The sequence below is a fragment of the Alicyclobacillus contaminans DSM 17975 genome, from assembly GCF_000429525.1.
Lineage (GTDB): Bacteria > Bacillota > Bacilli > Alicyclobacillales > Alicyclobacillaceae > Alicyclobacillus_A > Alicyclobacillus_A contaminans.
Genome location: NZ_AUCA01000046.1, coordinates 1 through 20,029 on the forward strand (window position 1 = coordinate 1; position 20,029 = coordinate 20,029).

The 20,029-nt window shown below is 56.8% G+C and carries 19 protein-coding genes, 1 rRNA gene and 1 riboswitch; all 20 genes read left to right on the forward strand.

Annotated features, from left to right (window positions below; all coding sequences use genetic code 11):
• Positions 1–424: flagellin (locus G463_RS0114420; protein WP_026975730.1), on the forward strand; the 424-nt coding region annotated here is incomplete at its 5' end.
• An 85-nt stretch (positions 425–509) separates the two neighbouring features.
• Positions 510–2,264 carry a flagellar filament capping protein FliD gene (gene fliD / locus G463_RS0114425; RefSeq protein ID WP_026975731.1) on the forward strand — a complete coding sequence of 585 codons (1,755 nt, stop codon included), beginning with the start codon at positions 510–512 and terminating at the stop codon, positions 2,262–2,264.
• 17 nt (positions 2,265–2,281) lie between these two features.
• Positions 2,282–2,710 carry a flagellar export chaperone FliS gene (gene fliS / locus G463_RS20610; RefSeq protein WP_051322329.1) on the forward strand — a complete coding sequence of 143 codons (429 nt, stop codon included), beginning with the start codon at positions 2,282–2,284 and terminating at the stop codon, positions 2,708–2,710.
• Positions 2,703–3,188, forward strand: a complete 486-nt coding sequence (locus tag G463_RS0114435) for a flagellar protein FliT (RefSeq protein WP_026975732.1) — start codon at positions 2,703–2,705, stop codon at positions 3,186–3,188. Before fliS ends, G463_RS0114435 begins: the two co-directional genes overlap by 8 nt.
• 44 nt (positions 3,189–3,232) lie before the next feature.
• A complete protein-coding gene (locus G463_RS0114440) occupies positions 3,233–3,604 on the forward strand; it encodes a flagellar protein FlaG (RefSeq protein ID WP_035487427.1) in 372 nt (123 codons plus the stop codon).
• A gap of 106 nt (positions 3,605–3,710) precedes the next feature.
• A complete protein-coding gene (gene hpf / locus G463_RS0114445) occupies positions 3,711–4,283 on the forward strand; it encodes a ribosome hibernation-promoting factor, HPF/YfiA family (protein ID WP_026975734.1) in 573 nt (190 codons plus the stop codon).
• A 129-nt stretch (positions 4,284–4,412) separates the two neighbouring features.
• The gene (locus G463_RS0114450; protein WP_084171729.1) at positions 4,413–5,231 is read left to right on the forward strand and encodes a response regulator transcription factor; all 819 of its coding nucleotides are present in this window, start codon (positions 4,413–4,415) and stop codon (positions 5,229–5,231) included.
• Complete coding sequence (locus G463_RS0114455) at positions 5,231–6,334, forward strand: sensor histidine kinase (protein WP_245575915.1); 1,104 nt, start codon at positions 5,231–5,233, stop codon at positions 6,332–6,334. The genes G463_RS0114450 and G463_RS0114455 overlap by 1 nt, the downstream gene beginning before the upstream one ends.
• 125 nt (positions 6,335–6,459) lie before the next feature.
• On the forward strand, positions 6,460–7,218 hold the full coding sequence (locus tag G463_RS0114460; RefSeq protein WP_026975737.1) for an ABC transporter ATP-binding protein: 759 nt from the start codon (positions 6,460–6,462) through the stop codon (positions 7,216–7,218).
• Positions 7,215–9,176: an ABC transporter permease gene (locus G463_RS0114465; protein ID WP_026975738.1), complete on the forward strand. Its 1,962-nt coding sequence runs from the start codon at positions 7,215–7,217 to the stop codon at positions 9,174–9,176. The genes G463_RS0114460 and G463_RS0114465 overlap by 4 nt, the downstream gene beginning before the upstream one ends.
• Before the next feature lie 160 nt (positions 9,177–9,336).
• Positions 9,337–9,591, forward strand: coding sequence for a hypothetical protein (locus tag G463_RS0114470; protein WP_026975739.1), 255 nt, complete (start codon positions 9,337–9,339; stop codon positions 9,589–9,591).
• A gap of 218 nt (positions 9,592–9,809) precedes the next feature.
• Positions 9,810–12,182: a preprotein translocase subunit SecA gene (secA, locus tag G463_RS0114475; protein ID WP_211227424.1), complete on the forward strand. Its 2,373-nt coding sequence runs from the start codon at positions 9,810–9,812 to the stop codon at positions 12,180–12,182.
• 193 nt (positions 12,183–12,375) lie between these two features.
• A protein-coding gene (prfB, locus tag G463_RS0114480) for a peptide chain release factor 2 (protein ID WP_425387074.1) occupies positions 12,376–13,492 on the forward strand; the annotation gives its coding sequence in 2 pieces (ribosomal slippage) (positions 12,376–12,399 and positions 12,401–13,492; 1,116 coding nt in all).
• A gap of 140 nt (positions 13,493–13,632) precedes the next feature.
• Positions 13,633–13,717, forward strand: a riboswitch (cyclic di-GMP riboswitch).
• A gap of 29 nt (positions 13,718–13,746) precedes the next feature.
• Positions 13,747–13,950, forward strand: coding sequence for a hypothetical protein (locus G463_RS22965; RefSeq protein WP_156900232.1), 204 nt, complete (start codon positions 13,747–13,749; stop codon positions 13,948–13,950).
• Positions 13,951–14,032: 82 nt separating this feature from the next.
• Positions 14,033–14,713 (forward strand): sensor histidine kinase, encoded by a 681-nt coding sequence (locus G463_RS0114485; protein ID WP_026975742.1) that lies wholly within the window; start codon positions 14,033–14,035, stop codon positions 14,711–14,713.
• A 15-nt stretch (positions 14,714–14,728) separates the two neighbouring features.
• A complete protein-coding gene (locus tag G463_RS21910) occupies positions 14,729–16,183 on the forward strand; it encodes an HD domain-containing phosphohydrolase (protein WP_026975743.1) in 1,455 nt (484 codons plus the stop codon).
• Positions 16,184–16,312: 129 nt separating this feature from the next.
• On the forward strand, positions 16,313–18,142 hold the full coding sequence (locus G463_RS0114495; RefSeq protein WP_026975744.1) for a FapA family protein: 1,830 nt from the start codon (positions 16,313–16,315) through the stop codon (positions 18,140–18,142).
• Positions 18,139–18,624: a response regulator gene (locus tag G463_RS0114500; RefSeq protein ID WP_026975745.1), complete on the forward strand. Its 486-nt coding sequence runs from the start codon at positions 18,139–18,141 to the stop codon at positions 18,622–18,624. Before G463_RS0114495 ends, G463_RS0114500 begins: the two co-directional genes overlap by 4 nt.
• 215 nt (positions 18,625–18,839) lie before the next feature.
• Positions 18,840–19,415 carry an MntP/YtaF family protein gene (locus G463_RS0114505; protein WP_026975746.1) on the forward strand — a complete coding sequence of 192 codons (576 nt, stop codon included), beginning with the start codon at positions 18,840–18,842 and terminating at the stop codon, positions 19,413–19,415.
• A gap of 460 nt (positions 19,416–19,875) precedes the next feature.
• Positions 19,876–20,029: ribosomal RNA gene (locus tag G463_RS0114510) — 16S ribosomal RNA — on the forward strand; the annotation flags it as partial.

Consider the following 20,029-nt stretch of genomic DNA (forward strand, 5'->3'; position numbering starts at 1 on the left):
AAACAGCAAGTCTACCATTACAACCACCAATAATGCATTGACCATGCAGATTGGTGCGAATGCCAACCAGACTATGAAGGTTGGCATCCAGGCAATGGACACCACGTCGCTTGGGATCAACAACATTGACATCTCCACGCAGCAGGGTGCCGAGACGGCCATCACTGCTTTGGACAATGCCATTCAAACGGTGTCGTCCGAGCGGTCCACGCTTGGTGCGTACCAGAATCGTCTGGAGCACACCATCAACAACCTGAGCACGTCTTCGCAAAACCTGACCACGGCACAGTCTGGTATCACGGATACCGACATGGCATCGGCGATGGCTCAGTTTACGAAGGACAATGTGCTGCAACAAGCGGCTATCTCCATGCTGGCGCAGGCAAACCAGCAGCCGCAGTTGGTGCTCAAGTTGCTCGGTTGATACGCTGACGAGGTCGGGATTTTCACTAATCACGTATGACCTTTCTTGCAAAGGTGTTTGCTTAATGTGATGAGGAGGGAAAGGCATGACCTTCATTGGTTCTTTGTCTGGCGGAAGTTCGGCCGGAGGGACGAGCAGTTCGGGCCAGATCACGTACACGCCGGGGTCTGGCATATCCGGTTTGGCGTCTGGGATTGATACAGACGCCATGGTCAACGCCATGGTGCAGTCGGCACAGGTGCCGCTGGTGCAACTGTTGCAACAGCGTCAAATTCTGCAATGGCAGGAAATGCGCTATCAACAGGTGAACGCCTCGCTGACGCAGTTGCAAAACACAGTCCAGTCCATGCAATTGCAGTCTACGTTCATGCAGCATAGCGTGACGTCTTCCGACAGCACGGTGGTGTCTGGGACGGCCGGCACACTGGCGCCCAATGGTACATACAGTGTGACGGTTCAGCAATTGGCCCAGGGCGCCATGGTGTATTCGAGCTCGCCCATCTCGACAGATCCGAACTATCCTAGCAACACCACTTTGTCATCGCTCGGATACAGCTCAGGTGTGACGCTCACGGTCAATGGTCAGTCGTTCACCTTTCAGGGCAGTGATACACTGCAAACGGTCTTGTCCCAAATTAATGGAAACACCAGTGCGGGCGTCTCCACGTTTTATGACGCCAATTCGGGGAACGTCGTCATGCAGACTACAGCCACCGGCACCAACGCCAAAATTCAAGTGGATGATACGACCGCGGCGTTCTTTCAGACAGCGTTCAACATCAACATCAGTTCCACCAATCCACCCACTGGTCAAAACGCGCAATTTACGGTGAACGGATACAGCACCACCAGCCAGACCAACCAGGTCAACTACAACGGGCTGACGCTGAATCTGTATGCAACCACCTCCAGTCCGGTGACTGTGACGGTTGGCGTGGATGTGGATGCGATTGTGAACTCGATTGAAAATTTCGTCCAGCAATACAACCAGACGCTGCAATTGATGCAGGGTCTGTACAATGAACAGCGTAATTATGACTATCAACCGTTGACCACACAGCAGGCCGCGCAAATGACACAGGACCAAATCGAAAAGTGGAACGAACAGGCCCAGAGTGGCATGTTGGCCAATGACCCGCTGCTCGGTAGTATCATGAATACGATGGAAGATGACATGCAGTTGCAGGTCAGCGGCCAAACCCAGTCCACCGTCAACGGCCAGCAGGTGACGCTCAATTCTCTGGCGGCCATCGGCATCACGCCCATCGATCCCATGAACGGCGTATCGTCCGGGGCGGAAGCGCCGGGCGTGACCACCACCGGTTGGAACACATACGGTTTGCTACAAATTGATCCGGATCAACTACGGGCAGCCATTCAGGCAGATCCGCAGGCGGTAATGCGACTGTTCACCAACAATCCCCAGTTTTCCTCGGGTTCTGGCATGGGCACTGGAATCGCGGTGCAGTTGAACAATGATCTGACCAACGCCATCCAGCAGTTGACCGATGAAGCGGGGACCAATCCCGACATCGACAGTGAGATACAGACCAAGAGTTCGAATGGGACAACCATCGCCGGGGCGGGACTGCTGCCCTATACGCTCATCGATCCGAATGCGGATTTCTCTACCCTGTTTGGAACGGATAGCCTGGATGTCAGCTTCCTGGGGCAGCAGATCAGTAGCATGGATACGAACGCAGAGGATATGCAACAGCAGATCTCCGATTTGCAGCAACGCTACCAGAACGAATTCAGTCAAATGGAGCAGGCGCTGGCTCAATTGAGTTCGCAGTCCAGCTATCTATCTAGTATGATGGGATCTTCCAGCTCAGCGTGAGAAGGAGATGATGCAGCGTGAATTCTGCATACGCTGCCTACCGTCAGACGGCCATTCAGACGGCCAGTCCAGACAAATTGATCATTATGCTGTATGATGGTCTGATTCTTGCCTTGGAGCGGGCCAAAACGGCCATTGCGACGAAGGATGCAGCCGGGGCCCATCAGCAACTGTTGAAAGCACAGTCCATATTGAGCGAGGGGCTGCGTGCACCGCTCGACATGCGTTATGAAGTGTCCAAGTCACTGGCTGCGTTGTATGATTATTGGCACCGCCGATTGGTGGAAGCCAATATTCAAAAGGACGCGGCGCCCATTGACGAAGTGTTGGTCTATGTCCGGGACTTTCGGGACACCTGGGTGCAGGTGGCCGAAAAGGCGCGACAGGAACAAGCTGCGGCTGCGCCGCAGGGGTTAAGTTCAGGCGAGGCATTGCGTCATGAGTGAGTCGCTGGGGGTCCGCACTTCGGTCGCGGCTTACGTGGATGTGCTGCCTCGCATCCTCGACATTGGCCAGCGCGTTCTCCAGGAGATCCGGGCTATGCATTCAACGGGAGAGCAGGGGGTAGCGTCCGGCGCTGACCAACAGGGAGATTGGTCTTCAATCTTGGCTCTCCTGGCGGATCGCAACCGTGCGTTTGAGTCGTTGCGCCAGTGTTTGCTGCCAGAGGGGTGTACTTTGAACAGTCCAGAACTGCTGGCCGCTGCAGCCGCAGAGGGGTGGCAGGAACTGCTGGAAAAGGTGCAAGCCCTGGTCCAACAGGTATGGGCGCAGAATCAGGAGATCACCGCGTACTTGGCGCCGCGCCGCGCCGAGGTCTCGGCGGCATTGCAGCGCCTGCAGCAGATGCGTAACTTCAACCGCACGTACCGTACGACCAAGTTGGCGTTCGGCCCGGGGTTGGCGGTGGATCAGCGGGGATAGCGGCATGAAGCGCTCTCTATATAGGTAAGAGGTGGGGGATGGGCATGAACATCAACAACACGTCGTTGACCGGAAATCAGAATGGAGTGACCGGACCTGCGTCGGGATGGCACGCAACAGATATCACTCTAAAACTGTCCAATACGTCGGATGTTCAGGACCGTCCCAACGCGGGGAAAGCGTCGGACACGCTGGATATGGACCGATTGAAGCGGGCTGTGGACGAGTTGAATCAGCACCTGGCTGGGATGCAGACGCAGGTTGTCTTCGATCCACAGTCGCCGCCCAATGAACTGTGGTTGAACGTGGTGGACAAACAGTCCGGTCAAGTGATTCAGAAGTTCCCACCCGAGGGACTTCGAAAGTTTGCCGAGTCGCGGCAAATTACGGGGTTGACGGTGGATTTGCAGTTCTAACGATGGGCAGGCCGCGTTCAACTTCCTTTTACACAGCCGCAAATTATCTGACAATTACCCCTCCTCTTCTGATATACTGAGCACACAGAGGGAGGAGTTGATGTTTATGAACATTCAAGTACGCGGTGACCACATGGAGATTACGCCTGCTCTTCATGAGTATGCGCAGAAGAAGATTGGTCGCTTGTCAAAGTACTTTGATGCTCCGCCTGAACGAGAGGTTTCTGTCACCATGTCGGTGGAACGAGGCATTCATCGCGTGGAAGTCATGATTCAAGTGCACGGCGTCCTGTTTCGTGCGGAAGAGAAGTCTGGCGACATGTATGCGTCGATTGATGTGGTGTTGGACAAGTTGGAGCAGCAGATTCATAAACACAAAGCCAAGCTCAACCAACGGTTCCGTGAGAAGGGCGTGCGCACGCGCATCGGCTCGTCGGAAGATCAGGGAGCATTCCAGCTTGCGTCGACGGCGGCGTATGAAGATGAACCGGATTTGCTCGACGATCTTGTCCGGATCAAGCGTTTCCCGATGAAGCCCATGGATGTGCGTGAAGCGCTCATGCAAATGGATTTGTTGGGACACGATTTCTACGTGTTCACCAACGCGGAGACGGACGAGGTCAATGTCGTATACCGCCGGAAAGACGGCACGTACGGCTTGATAGAGCCAAATGAATAAATCCCCGTATGATTGCGTGTCCGTATAAATCTGAAATGTCAGGCCCATCGGCTCTTCCGGTGGGCCTAAGCGTTTTCTGGAAGGCATTGCCCAGTTCACGGGCTTGTGCGTAGTATGGGAGTACCGGATATGGATGAGACAAGTTGTGGCGAGAAAGCGCCGCAGAGGGAAGAGGGTAGGTCTCTCGGCGAGGAGGGGGACGTGGTGCGGGATCGGATTCTTCTGATTGAGGACGATGTGGAGGTCGCGTCACGCTTGCAGGAACACCTCGAGCGATATGGATTCTCGGTGGCGCGGGTGGACAATTTCCAGGATATTGTCGGCGAAGTGCAGGCGGCTGCGCCGGACATTGTGCTGTTGGATATCAATCTGCCGTATTACGACGGATACGAGTGGTGTCGGAGGATCCGCACGTTCTCGAATGTTCCCATTCTGTTTCTTTCCGCTCGCGACACGGTGATGGACCAGGTTTTTGCGCTGGAACGCGGCGGGGACGAGTACGTGACGAAGCCGTTTCACCCAGACGTGTTGCTGGCGAAGATCCGGGCGCTGTTGCGCAGGGCGTACGGAGACTATGCGGATGTGAATCGGCCGGCGTCGGATGTGTACCAGATTGGCGATGTCTGTGTGGACCTGCGCCGGGCGGTGCTGGCGGGACACGACCAAGAAGTGTCGCTGACCCGGACGGAGGAGGCGTTGCTGCGCGCATTGCTGGAAGCGCGTGGCGCATTGGTCGCGCGGGATGCGCTGTTGGAACGGTTGTGGGACGATACGGAGTTCGTGGATGACAATACCCTCACGGTGAACGTGGCCCGCCTGCGCAGAAAACTGGCTGCGATGGGGCTGATGGAATGCGTTGTCACCGTGCGCGGAATGGGGTATCGGTTCCAGTGGCCAGACGGTGATGCCGGGGCGGATGAGAAGCTGGGGCAGGGGGATGCGCCGTGATGTGGCGGTGGCTGGTCCGCGACAACGTCCGCTGGATCGCCGCCTGGGTGGCGAGTCATCTGCTGTTTGCCGTGGTCGTGGTGTTGGGATGCAGGGAGATGGGACAAAGGTTGCCATGGACGCTGGTGGGATACGCGTGTTTGTTGTCTGCGTTTGTATTGGTTGTGGTCTGCGCTGCGGAGTGGTTGGTGCGAAGGCCGTTCCTGCGGGCTTTGGAGGAGCGGATGCGGCGCGAGGTGCAGCTGTTTGACGGTGATCTGGTACTGCCCGCCGCCACCTGGGAGCAGCAGCGCATGGCCGCCCTGCTCTCCGAATGGTATCGCAGCGCCGCACGCTCGCAGGCGGAACAGGAGGAGCGGCAGCAGTTCTTTCGCGACTTCATCCAGCGCTTTGTGCATCAGATGAAAACGCCCTTGACTTCTTTACGGCTCCTCGAACAATCCCTCCGTGCGGTGCTAAATCCCACCCATGCAGCCGACGCATCACGTTGGGCGGATCAATTGGCCGATGACGTGGAAAGGCTTGAGCAATCCGTGGATGCGATGCTGCACACGGCGCGGTTGCGCGCGTTCGAGTTTGACGCACACATGGAGCAGTTGGACGTGGTTGCCGTGCTGCGGCAGGTCATCCGAGCACACAAGAACAATTGGATTCGGCGGCGAATTTACCCGAAACTCGTATCGGACCAGCCGGTTGTCCATGCCAGCACGGATGGAAAATGGTTCGCCTTCCTGGCGGAGCAGATCATGCGCAACGCGCTGCAGTACGGGTATCGGTTGGACGAGGCGGGAGAACGACAAGCGGCGACGTTCGTGGTCGAGGTGCGGGTTGGTCAAGAGGGCGTATGCGTTGCGTTCACGGATGAGGGCATTGGCATTCCGCCGCAGGATTTGCCGCGTGTGTTTCAGCCATTCTACACCGGCGCGAATGGTCGAACCCACTCCCGTGCCACGGGCATGGGACTGTATTTGGTTCGAATGGTGGCGGACAAGCTGGGGCATACCGTTCAGATCCAATCCGCACTCGGTCAGGGGACCACGGTCACCCTTCTGCTCAAACATGCGGACTACCACCGTCCGGCACGGCTGCACCAAGGAATGTGACAAAACTGTAAGATGGAAGTCCTTGCATTGTAAGCTTTCATGCGGGCGGCAATTCGCGGGGACATGGCATACTCGCATCACAGGCGGCTGCGTTGGCCGCTGCGAGGATGTGAGGAGGAATTTCAGTGGCAATCCTGCAAGCGAGTCAATTGACCAAGGTGTACGGAGCACGCCACGCGAGCGCGGTGACGCGTGCCCTGCAGGGGCTGGATCTGGACGTCGAAGTCGGCGAATTCGTGAGCATCATGGGGCCGTCCGGCAGCGGGAAAACGACGCTGCTCAACATCTTGGCCGGGATTGATCAACCCACAAGCGGTCGGCTGTATCTGGACGGGCGCGACCTGACGTCCATGAAACCTGCGGAATTGGCGCTCTTTCGCCGTCGTCGCCTAGGTTTTGTGTTTCAGGACTACAACTTGCTCGACAGTCTCACGGCTGCGGAGAATGTGGCGCTGCCGCTCGCGTTGGACGGTCAGCGGGGGCTCGCGGTGCGAAAGCGCGTGCTGCAGGTGCTGAGCGATCTGGGCATGGCCGAACAGGCCGACAAGTATCCATATGAAATGTCCGGTGGACAGCAGCAGCGCGTTGCGGTCGCGCGGGCGGTCGTGCACCATCCGGCCATGGTTCTCGCCGACGAGCCCACCGGAAACCTGGACTCAACCGCGGCGAGAGCGCTGCTGACAACGTTTCAACGGCTGAATCATGAACATGGAACCACTCTGTTGATGGTCACGCACGATCCGTTTGCGGCCAGTTACTCTCGGCGCGTCGTGTTCATCAAGGACGGGCGGGTCTATTCCCAACTCAACGCCCCGCCGGGGGGGCGGGATGTCTTCTTCCAAGAGATTTTGAACACGCTCGCGGTACTGGAGGGTCAGCGATGAACTGGCGCAGGCTTGCATGGCGCAACGCACTGTTCAACCTTCGCCGCTATCTGGGCTATTTGGCATCCAGCGCGCTGGCGGTCACGGTGTTCTTCATGTTCTCCTGCTTCTCCCTGAATCCGGCGGTGGTTCACGGCTACATGACGCGCACGGCTGTCCACATCTTCAGTGGCTGCGAGTACATCGTCATCGTGTTTGCGGTGCTCTTCATTCTCTTCTTCCATTCGGCGCTGCTGCGATCACGCGGCCGCGAATTTGGCCTGTTTCGGGTGCTCGGCATGGGCGCGGGGCGGATGTGGCGCACCGTGTTCAGCGAGAGCGTGTGGATTGGCGGCGTGGCCATCGGAATTGGGATGACGCTGGGCGCGCTGTTCCTGAAGCTGTTCCTGATGACAATGGGTTGGCTGCTCGAACTCCCCGGATCAATACCGTTTTGCGTGCCCCTGATGGCGGTTTGGACGACTCTCCTCCTGTTTGGTCTGTTGTTTGTGGTGGAAGGCGCCTGGAGCGCATTTCGGGCAGCGCGGAGCACGCCGAAGTCGCTGTTGTTGGCCGAAAGAACGCGTCAAACCGCGCCTCGTGCAACGGGAATCGGCGTTCTGGCCGGGTTGCTGACGCTGGGATTGGCGTATTACCTGGCGGTGGGACACAGCCTGCAGTCGGTGGGACCGTACTTCTTTCCCATTCTGATTCTGGTCACCATCGGCACCTATTGTCTGTTCAGTCACGTGAGCGTATTTCTCCTACGATGGCTTCGGCGTCAATCCTTGGGGGGGACAGGGCTTTTGGTCGCCGGGCGAATGGCGCACCGCTTGAAAGATCACACGCGGACGCTGACCGTGGTGACGCTGTTGTCGGCCGCCGTGATGTCCAGCATGGGAGCCATGTTCAGTGTTCGTGAACTGTTGAAACAAAACGTCTTGCTGACCGAACCGTTTGGGGTCATGGTCATTCAACCGGCGGTAGGCACGGGCCAAGTATCCGCAAACACCGTCGAATCCATCCTGGCCAACCACGGGAGTCCGGCCACGGGGCATGTGCAGGCCCAGGTGCTGTTCGCCACAGCATCGTGGAATGGTGGAAAGTCTTCCTTTGTGGTGGTGCCGCAATCGACGTTACAGCGCACGAGGCAGGCGCTGCGGGACGAGAGCCCGGAACTGCGACCGTACTTACCACCCTTGCCGCCGGTGGCCCGGGGACATGGTGTCGTGTTTGTCCCCTATCCGCTCATGATGAGTCAGGTGTTTCCCGGGAAACAGCTGCGCGTCGGCGGAGTGAATGGTGTGCCAATCCGGGTGGACGCGCAGCAGGACAATACACGGTTCTTTAATCAAACGGAGAATCGCGCATTGCCGGATCTCGTATTGGAAGTCTCCGATGCGGACTACGCACAGTGTTTGCGTTCCGGGCTGTCGCTCACGCGCGTGGACGGCTTCGTGGTGCCCAATTGGCAACATAGCCTTGCTGCGGTGCAACAATTGAAAGCGAAGGTGTCTCAGTCCCGTTTTGTGTCCGTGGCAGACAGGGACACCGCGTACGCGGAATTGCGACAGACGTTTTCTGTGATGCTGTTTGCCGGATTCTTCATCAGTGGGTTGTTCCTGCTCGCCTGTGCCAGTGCGCTGTATTTCCGCATTCAGCAGCAGACCGAGTCCGACCGCAGACAGTACCAGAGCCTGTCCCGAATTGGACTGCGGTCATCGGAGATGGGGCGCATCTTGACTGGTGAACTGGTCCTGCTGTTCTTTGCGCCAACATTTGTGGCCATCGTGCACAGCACGTTTGCCATGTGGGATCTCACCCAAATCCTGTTCACGGGCATATCTCGCTCCGATGCTGCGCACGCATGGCTGATTTTTGGTATCGTCGCCGCTCTGTACGTGATCTTGATGGGGATCTACTGCTTGGCGGCACGCGTGCATCACCTGCGGCGCATTGTGTCGAAGGCGGGGCGGTGAGCCGGTTGATGCCCGCAACACGGCTGGTCTCCGTCGGATGACGTTTTGCGACGGCCGCGGCGTTTCATCCGCACCCCTTCCGTCCCATCCGCATAGAGATGTACTGCAAACCTGGGCGATGGCCCAGGAGCCTGTGCATCCGCGGGAGGAGAGGGCGCCTGTGATTGTGCTTGCGTGGATTGGCGAAATTTTGCTGTTCTTCATCGCGTGGAAGGTGGCGCACTGGGGAACCGTCTACGTGGTCAGCAGACAAAGCCTTGGACTGGTGGGTGAACTGGTCCTCAACGTTGTGCTTGCCGTTTTGCTCCTGATTGCTTTCGCCAATATCTCTTCCGTCTGGTGGCTCATGCTCCTTGTCGGTGTGTTTGTGGGAATCATTACGGGAAAAATAGGGGTTGAAGGAAAGGAAGGCTAATCCGTGTTGCGGCCTTCTGAACAATGACAGTTGTGGGACGGTGCTGATTCATTGTACAATCCTATGATGGGAGATGTATTGGGTGTGCGGGGCCATCACGCCTCGCACACCCAATACGGTAAGGTTGTCCGGCACGCGGACGGTGCGGTCCATCGTGCCACGGCGACGGACAAGCTGAATGAGAGGGGTGTAGCCACCAGGTGGGACTCCTAAAACAGATGTTTGATCGGAATGAGCGCGAGGTGGCGCGGTTGCGACGCATGGTCAACCGCATCAACGCGTTGGAACCCGATATGGAGAAACTCTCCGACGAACAATTGGCGGCCAAGACCGTGGAATTTCGGGAGCGGCTCGCCAATGGCGAAAAATTGGACAATCTGCTGTTTGAGGCGTTTGCCGTCGTGCGCGAAGCATCCAAGCGCGTTTCCGGCCAACGCCATTTCGACGTGCAATTGATGGGGGGCATCGTCCTGCACGAAGGGCGCGTTGCCGAAATGAAGACCGGTGAAGGGAAGACGCTCGTCGCCACCTTGCCGTCGTATCTCAATGGCTTAACCGGCGAAGGCGTGCATGTGGTCACGGTCAACGACTATCTGGCGCGACGCGACGCCGAGCTGATGGGTCGTCTGCACCGCTTCCTCGGATTGACGGTCGGACTGAACGTGCACGATATGTCGCACGCAGAGAAGCGGGAAGCGTACAACGCGGACATCACGTACGGGACGAACAACGAGTTCGGGTTCGACTACCTGCGCGACAACATGGTCATGTCGCTCGACGAGATGGTACAGCGCAAGCTCCACTACGCCATCGTGGACGAGGTGGACAGCATCCTCATTGACGAGGCGCGGACGCCGCTCATCATCTCCGGCCCGGCGGAGAAGTCGGCGGATCTCTACTTCCGCGCGGATCTGTTCGTCCGCAGCCTGAAGCCGGACGACTACGTGGTCGACGAGAAAATGCGAACCGTGAACCTCACCGAGGACAGCGGCGTGGCGAAAGCCGAGCGCTTTTTCGGCGTGACCAACCTGTTCGATCCGGATCACGTCACGTTGATGCATCACATCACGCAGGCTCTGAAAGCTCATTTCTTGATGAAGCGTGACAAGGATTACGTGGTGGCCGGCGATGAAATCATCATCGTGGACGAGTTCACCGGACGCCTGATGCAGGGCCGCCGCTACAGCGAGGGGCTGCATCAGGCCATCGAAGCGAAGGAAGGCGTGAAGGTCCAGAACGAAAGCAAGACGCTTGCAACCATCACGCTGCAGAACTACTTCCGCATGTATCAGAAACTGTCCGGCATGACCGGTACAGCGAAAACGGAAGAAAAAGAGTTCAGTGAAATTTACGGGATGGACGTGGTCGTCATTCCGACCAACCGCCCGATGATTCGCAAGGACCTCACGGATGTCATCTACAAGACGGAGCGGGCGAAGTTCAACGCGGTGGTGGAAGAGGTGGTCAAGCGCCACCAGAAGAGACAGCCCGTGCTGGTGGGGACCACATCCATCGAAAAGTCGGAAGTGCTCTCCCAACTGCTCAAGCGCCGCGGGATTCTCCATCAGGTGCTGAACGCCAAGAACCACGAGCGGGAAGCGGAGATTGTAGCGCTGGCAGGACAGCCGAACGCCGTCACCATCGCCACCAACATGGCCGGTCGCGGCACCGACATTCTGCTGGGCGAGGGTGTTGCGGAGCTTGGCGGCCTGCACATCATCGGCACCGAGCGGCACGAAAGCCGCCGCATCGACAACCAGCTGCGCGGCCGTGCCGGGCGTCAGGGGGACCCGGGATCGTCTCAGTTCTTCCTGTCGTTGGAGGATGATTTGCTGAGGCTGTTCGGATCGGAAAACATTGCGCGGTTGATGGACCGCCTGGGCCTGGAAGAGGATCAGCCCATTGACAACAAGATGCTGACGGGCGCGATGGAACGGGCGCAGCGGAAAGTGGAAGGAAACAACTACGACATTCGGAAGCACGTGCTGCGCTACGACGACGTGATGAACAAGCAACGCGAGGTGATTTATCGCCAGCGTCGGCAGATCCTCGAAGAGGAAAACCTGCGGGGCATCGTGGAAGGTATGGGCAAGGACCTGATTGAGCACATGCTCGACGTGTACTGTTCGGAAGAGCAGGTGCCGGAGGACTGGAACATCCGCGAACTGGTTGCGTACGCCGAGGGACGCTTCCTGCTTCCGGGGCAGGTGACGGAAGAGGAATTGCGCAAACTGTCTCGGGAAGAGCTGTATGAGCGGCTGGAAGCGCTGATGATTGAGAACTACAATCGGCGCGAGGAAGAACTCGGCCCGTTCCTGCGACAACTGGAACGAGTGGTGGTTCTGCGCACGGTGGACCAGAAATGGATGGATCACATCGACGCGATGGACCAGTTCCGGCAGGGCGTGCACCTGCGCTCCTACGGTCAGGCGGATCCGCTGGTGATTTATCAGAAGGAAGGCTTCGAAATGTTCGAGGCCATGATTCACAGCATCGAAGAAGAGGTCATTCTGTACGTCTTCAAGGCGTCCGTGCAGACGGCGCCGCAGCCCATTCCCATCCACGAAGGGGTGCCGGTGCAGGGCGGCTGATGGGGCTCCGCCGGGTTCGCGGCCAACCAGGGTGGCGAATGCGGTGGTGGATGCTGGCGCGATGCGCATACGGTAAGTATGATAAATCCATGTGAGTACATGCCGGGGCGCGATGGAACTGCGTGCCCGGTTTTGGAGAGGTGGTATTTCAGTGGCAGAGACATTCGGGGAACTGCGCACAGAGATTCAAAGTATGGCTAAGCGATTAGCGGAAATCGGGAGGTCTCTTTGACGTAGCTGCGAAGGAAACACGCATTGCTACGTTGGAAGAGAAAATGTCGCACCCTTCGTTTTGGGACGATCAGAGTGCGGCGCAAAAGGTGATTGGCGAACTCAATGGACTGAAGTCGGTCGTTGAGAAGATGAACGCGTTGAAATCCGCTCAGGAGGATCTGGAGGTCACGCTGGAGCTCGCGGCGGAAGAAAACGACATGGAGCTGTTTGCTGAGGCGAACGCTGCGGCGGCCGCGCAGGCGGAAGCCATCAGCCAGTTCGAACTGGAACTGATGTTGTCCGGAGAGCACGACAAGAACAACGCGATTGTGGAACTGCACCCCGGCGCCGGTGGAACGGAGTCCCAGGATTGGGCGGCGATTCTCCTGCGCATGTACACGCGCTGGGCGCAGGATAAAGGTTTCAAAGTGGAGACGTTGGACTACCTGCCCGGCGACGAGGCGGGGGTGAAAAGCGTCACGCTTCTCATCAAAGGACACAATGCGTACGGCTACCTGAAAGCGGAGAAGGGCGTGCACCGACTGGTGCGAATTTCGCCTTTTGACGCTTCCGGGCGTCGGCACACGTCGTTTGCGTCGCTCGACGTCATTCCTGAGTTGGACGACGACATCGAGGTGGAAATTCGTCCTGAGGATCTACGGATTGATGTGTACCGATCATCCGGCGCGGGCGGTCAGCACGTCAATACGACCGACTCCGCCGTGCGTATCACGCACCTGCCGACCGGCATTGTGGTGTCGTGCCAAAGTGAACGATCCCAGATTCAGAACCGCGCCGTCGCCATGAACATGCTCAAAGCGCGCCTGTATGAGAAAAAGCGGCAGGAGCAGGAGGCGGAGCTGGCGGGCATTCGCGGAGAACAAAAGGACATTGCCTGGGGCAGCCAAATCCGTTCGTACGTGTTCCATCCGTACTCGTTGGTGAAGGACCATCGTACGGGTTATGAGGTCGGCAATGCTCAGTCGGTGGTGGATGGGAATCTGGATGGCTTCATTGAAGCGTATTTGCGCTGGCAGTTGGCCATTCAGCAAGGAAAGGCGTCGGCCGCCGGTGTGGGCGACGACCTGGACGTGTAATCGAGGCACCGCTTGATCAGCGGATGATGGACGATGACGGTCGCATCCAAAGTATGCGGATGCGACCGTTTCTTGTTGATTCTCGAATGATGTCGAACTGAATCGGATTTTGCTTGACATAGCTTATTAGATTCTGTAGAATTGCTTCACGGCAAACTATTTCGAAAGAATAGGACGCAAAGCCACGGGCCTAAGGCAAATTGCTATGGCAGCCGGGTTGCCGGAACCCAACCGATAGAGGGAGTGTATGTAGAATGAAGCGTTTCGTTGTGTCATCTTTGATTGTTGCTACCGCGGTTGTTTCTTCCGCAGTCCCCGCTTTTGCAAGTGTTCTTCGTAACGACTCCACAAGTCAAACCTACCAACATGTGTCGAATTCCGGAAGTGTACAGGCGATTATCGCAGCGGCCAACAAAGTCACCCCTGATGGTTACGGATATATCGTGCGCCCGGACTGAACGGGTACGCGCTTGCCTGTGGGCAATGCCTGCTTCTTTTCTCATTGCCACACAGATGTATCGTTGTTGAGGAGGCTCTGTTATGAAGTCGGGTGTGCTTCCCATCAGTGACCACACGGACCGGGGCATCCTCCTATTGGAGGAAGAACGGCGTCGCATTGCTCGGGACCTGCACGATGGCCCGGCTCAAGCGCTGACCAATCTGAGCATGCGCTTGGGGGTATTGCGCAACGTCATCGCCAACCATCCGGATCGTGCGTTGACAGAACTCGATAAGGTCAACGGTCGGCTGGTGGAAGCCATCAATGAGATTCGTCGGCTGATTTATGATCTCCGGCCGGTTGCGATTGATGAAGCCGGATTGATCAATGCTGTTCGAGAATTGGCGTCAAAATGCCAAAACGATTGGAAACTGCCTGTATTGGTCCATGTGGACCAGCAAGTGACCGATGAGATGGCCCCGGCAAAGCAGGTGGCGATTTATCGGTTGATCCAGGAGGTTTTCAATAACATCCACAAACATGCACAGGCATCAGAGGTGCGCGTTTCCGTCACATGCCAGGAGCAGCATCTGCGGGTTGAAATCCGTGATGATGGCAAAGGCTTTGATCCAAATTGCATTCCCGAGGGACATTACGGCATCGTCGGCATGCGAGAACGGGCGGCATATCTCGGGGGATGCCTGGAAATTGAATCCTCGCCTGGGAATGGGACTACCTTCGTCATCGTGGTGCCGGTGTCCGGCACCGCTGTTTCCCAATGAGGTTGTGAACGGAGGATGACTTCCCGTTTCGCCGATCACTGCGAGAAGGCCGTCGAGCTGGCGTCCCGACGACTGTTTCACGCGGCGCTCGAAACCTGGTCGCTTCTGGTACAGGAAACAGTGTCCCAGCCGGAATTGCGGGCCAGGATCCTGAACAACATGGGACTGGTTCACCTGCAGTTGGCCGATTATCGGACCGCACGCTCATGTATTGAACAGGCCATCAGGTTGACGCGTGATCCTGGCCGGAAAGCGAAATATCAAGGTCATCTTGCTATTGTCTACTGCCGTCTGAACGAATATGACCGGGCGTTGCGCATTATGGTCCAATCCGCAAAGGATGTTGCAATCACGCAGCGGCCCTTGGACATTGCCATGACGCTGTTGAATTTGAGCTATGTGCAGGGGCTGAACGGCTTCTATTCCGAATCCTTGCGCAGTGCGCAACGGAGCCTGGCGATCTGGCGAACGATTGCCCCTGAAATGGAATACGCGACCATTTACAACAACATCGGTGCGGCTTACCTCGATTTGCACATGTTCCAGGAAGCGGAATCCAATCTCTTGTATGCGCTTCCATTGATGGGAGATAAAGCTCTCCTCACGTTGATGGATTTGAGCCGCCTCTACTTTTTGTCCAACGAGTTGGACAAGGCAGTGCAGTTTGGGGAAGCAGCCACGGAGTTCGTGTGGTCAGCGGTGGTCAACCATGACAAGGACGAGGTCGCCAAGCTCTGTCAGTTGTTGGCGCGCCTGTCGTTTCAAATCGGGGAGAGGAACCTGGCCATTCGATTGTTGGAAAAAGCGGAACTGATGTTCGGACAGCTCGGCATGTGGCGGGAATGGGCTCAGGCTCAGGCGCTGATGGATGAGTGGGAGACGTCAGCCGCACCTGTCCGAGCGTCCGTTGTTCCGTCGATATGCCGAGCAGATGTGGAACGTTTCATACGCCTGCTCGACGTATTGAACGCGCAGGAGTTGATGGGCCCGCAGTTCTCCACACTCCTGGACGTCCGTGCGATGTATGCCAACGTATTCGCGGATGCCCTTCAGCTTTCGCGGGAGGATCAACGGACGCTCATTCACGCCTGTCGTTTTGCGGACTACGGACTGACCGCTCTGGAACCGGACGTGGTTTTTCAGCCCGACCGCTCCCATGTGACTCGGGAACAATACCGACGTCATCCGGAACTGAGTGTCAATATGCTCCGAGCGATTGGTGTGGAGTCCGCGGTTTTGGACATCATTGCCGCGCACCACGAACATTTCGACGGCACCGGCTTTCCGAATGGGATGAAGGGTGTGGAGATCCCGTATTTGTCCCGATTGTTCGCGATTGTGGACCATTACGCAACCGGCGTGGTTCTGCGACAGCAGCCTCATTCTGCGGCGCTGCGCGATGTTCAGCAAGCCAGTGGGCGGTTATTCGATCCGGAGTTGGTCAAGGTATTTGGAAGTCTGTTCGAATGAAGTCAACCACGCCTGGCAACACAAGAGAGAGTCTAGCCTTTGGTAAAAGGGAGGGAGCTCGGAGATATATTCTGAATTGTATGAAATTAGCTGAGTGAACCACGGTAGCGTACCGGGGAGGGAACAGCATTGAGCGAATTCGTGGCAAAAATCACCCAATGGTTTACCCGCAGTGAAACAAAGTCGACGACGCACCAAACGGATGTGGCGCGGAACGAATCGGCCATGCCGCAACCCGTTTCGTACACCGGATCTACAGCGGTGGATGGGAAAATTTCCATCAGAGACGGCAAAATTCAGATCACCGATCCGCGCGATAGCGGGGCGTTCCCTGTCCTTGTGATTCCGGCGCATCCACAGTGCACGGTCACCATCGACCATCGGCCTGCCACCGGACCGTGCATTGTTTCTTCATCCAACCTCATCGAAGTGCAATTTCGCAATCGAGCGCCTGAGGTTTCCTATGCCATCTCGGTATCCGACGATAGGCTGTCCGTTTCGGTCGAAGCGCATGTGGTGCCAGGGGTGAGGTATCGGTTGGAGGATGCGGAGCCGAGTCGCAAAGTGATTCTTCGAGTTTTGGAAGAGGTTGTGCCTCCTCCGGTCAATGCAGCTGCCGCACGGCATATTGAGCAGATGTTATTGGAGCAAGGCTTCCACGGCGCGATGGACAGAGAGGCTTTGGAGGCACTCGGTCAGGTAACCACGTCCTGCGCCAAGGTGGTCCTCCGAGGGACTCCGCCGACCGCCGGACGACCGATGCAGTATCGGCGTGTGAATTTGACATCCGAGGTTGATCCGTACACTGGGCGAGAACAACTGCCCACCGTCTCCGAAGGGGCTGTCGTTGCGGTATGTGTGCCCGAAATCCGAGGTGTTCCGGGGCGAGATGTGTATGGACAAGAAGTGCCGGCGCCGACCGTGACGTCGAACGTGTCACTGGGTCCCGGTGTGGCATTGGTGAACGGTCATGTGGTCGCTGTTCGTCCGGGGCGCGTGAAATTCACCGCGAACCGAATCGACGTGACTCCGGAGTGGGTGATTCATCGCGACGTGACGGTGAAAGACGGCAGAATCGTGTTTCACGGAAACGTTGTGGTGAAGGGGAACGTGTTGGACGGTTCGTACATCCGAGCTAATGGAACAGTGACCGTGATTGGTAATGTGTACGGGGCCACCATCATCGGAGAACAGGGAATTCACGTGACGGGAAATCTGGTCGGTTCAAACGTGTGGTCCGGATTCACGCCATGGATGTACGGAGAGTTCAAGGTGCTGCTCACCAAACTGCATCACCACTTACAGGCATTTTTGGATGACTACAAGTTGATGTTGGCGCATGCAATGCAGCGATCCAACTCCAAGGACCTGATTCCTAAGATCTCAGGTGCGTTGTTTGAAAAACGGCATCCGTATCTTGGGCAACTCCTGCAATCGATTGTCTCTGATTGTTCTCCTGAGCTATTGGACATTGACAAAGATTATGCGGAACTGGTGGAATGGATTCGCACCAAGTGGTTGGGGGTTCAGCGGACGCAAATTGGTCTCGGGGACATTTTGCACCTTCAGCAGCGCATTCAGAAGTACCTGGAAAACATGCAGGTGGCGCTGACGGAACAGCCGTCTCCCGCTTTCGTTCGCAGCGTGACACGCAGCATGCTTCGGGCCACGGGAGACATTCAAATCGCGGTGGGTTTGTACTGGTCGCATGTGGAAAGTGGAGGATCCATCCGCATTCACGGATACGTCCGCGGCGGATTCATGGTCGCCGAGCAATCTATCCACGCCAATGAACTGGGGGCTCCCGGCGGCACCGAAACATCGGTGCGTGTGAATTCGGCCGATTATGGAATTACGGCGGACGTCTGTCATCCTAACACGGTGCTTGACGTGGCGGGCCGGCGTCATCGGTACTTGCTGACGGAACAGAATGTAAATTACAGGGGGGAGCCCTCTTGAATATTCGTATGTTTCTGGTCGACGATGCGGAGGAGACCATAGAAGCGTTGAGCACTGTGTATAATGCGCACCCACACCTCCAGGTCGTCGGATTCGAGGCATGCGGTCTCGAAGCGCTGGAAACCATTCGGACCCGGCAGGCGGACATCGATATTGTGTCTTTGGATATTCAGCTCGGCGACGCTAACGGCATGGACATCTGCCGTCAGGTACGAAGAGAGTTTCCACATCTTTTTGTGGTGATGTGCTCGTTGGAGGCGGATTTGAAGGTTCAGCAAACCGCCCATGCGATGGGTGCAAATTATTTCTTGGCAAAACCATTCGGATTGCAGGAGATCAACGACATGATCCAGGCCTATCGAGCGTTCATGACACCCGCTGTTGTGGGAGAATCCGGAGAAGCGATGAATGTGGATGGATGGGTCAACTCGCTGTTGAAGACTCTGGAAATGGAGGAGGATGGCGGCGTCGACAACCGGTAACCTCGGGACGTGAGGCGGTATGCCGCCGGTGTGAGTGACACACGGATGTTGAATGAGCGATATGGCCGCATTCCAGCTGGGATGCGGTCATATGTTTTTGTCGGGGAGATGCACGGTGTGCGGGGGAATGGATCGGGCTGTGGTCGACTGTCCATTTCAAGCGGCACCCCCCTCTAGTATTCTGTACCACAAACCTCTGGAGGGGGTGCTGTCATTTGCTGTTCTCCTTGTTCATCGCGCTGATGATTGGCATCGGTTCGAACTTGGACAACTGTGGCCTGGCCATTGCCTACGGAACGGCCGGTATGAAAATCTCGCATGCTGTGAACGCGACCATCAACGGGGTTGGACTGGCCGCAGCATGGATAGGGGCGATGGCCGGGGCCGAGATGTCCAGATTGATCACGGTGGATGCGGCGAAATGGTTGGCGTGCTTGGGGTTAAGCATGATGGGATGCGTCATTCTGTATTTTAAGTACATTCATCCGCGTTTGGTTCCCTCCCAATCTGGACAGTCCGTGCCGGCGATGCGTCCGCCCTCCATACGCCACGGGCTCGTGATTGGAATGATTCTTTCCGTCTCGAATCTTGCGAGCGGGTTCAGCGGTGTGGTCGCTAACCCTTCCGCGTTTTGGTTCATCGTCGCCAGCATCACCGGGATGGGGTATTTCGTGATTTGGCTTGGCAACACCCTTGCCAAGCGATGGCTGGCAGCGCTGCTTGGAGAATATGCGTCACTGGCGGCCGGAGCGATGTTGATTCTCCTGGCAGTTTGTCAGGTGTCCACCTGATGGGGTCCTCATCACGGGATGGTGGTTTGGCATACATGGCCGCACATCAACAGGCTCCTACGGTTGTGAATTTCCGTAGGAGCCATCCTTCGGTCAAGGCGGTTTCCGACGAGTTTCATCGTCCTCGAGAAATCCTCTGAACGCTAACAGTCTACGTGTAATATGGCGAGATGACCGCGGTATTCGCCCACGAGTCCAAAAGCGAATGCGGACAATGGAGTGTTGAGATACATTCACGTCCATATTTCATATTTTTCCTGTTGATCCGCACGTGACAGGGTGGTATATTACACATTGTCGCTCCGATGACGGCGCGGCAAACGGTGAGAACATCACCCCAACACTTGACAAGTACAGGAGTTGCGTGGTAAGGTGTTCGAGCTGTTTTGAGTGGTTCCTTGAAAACTAAACACGCACAGAGAGTGAATCAACACGCAAGTGTTGTTTTGAGCGAGACAACTTTTTTGAGAGTTTGATCCTGGCTCAGGACGAACGCTGGCGGCGTGCCTAATACATGCAAGTCGAGCGGACGGAAGGGAGCTTGCTCCTGGAAGTCAGCGGCGGACGGGTGAGTAACACGTGGGTAATCTGCCTGTCAGACCGGAATAACGCCT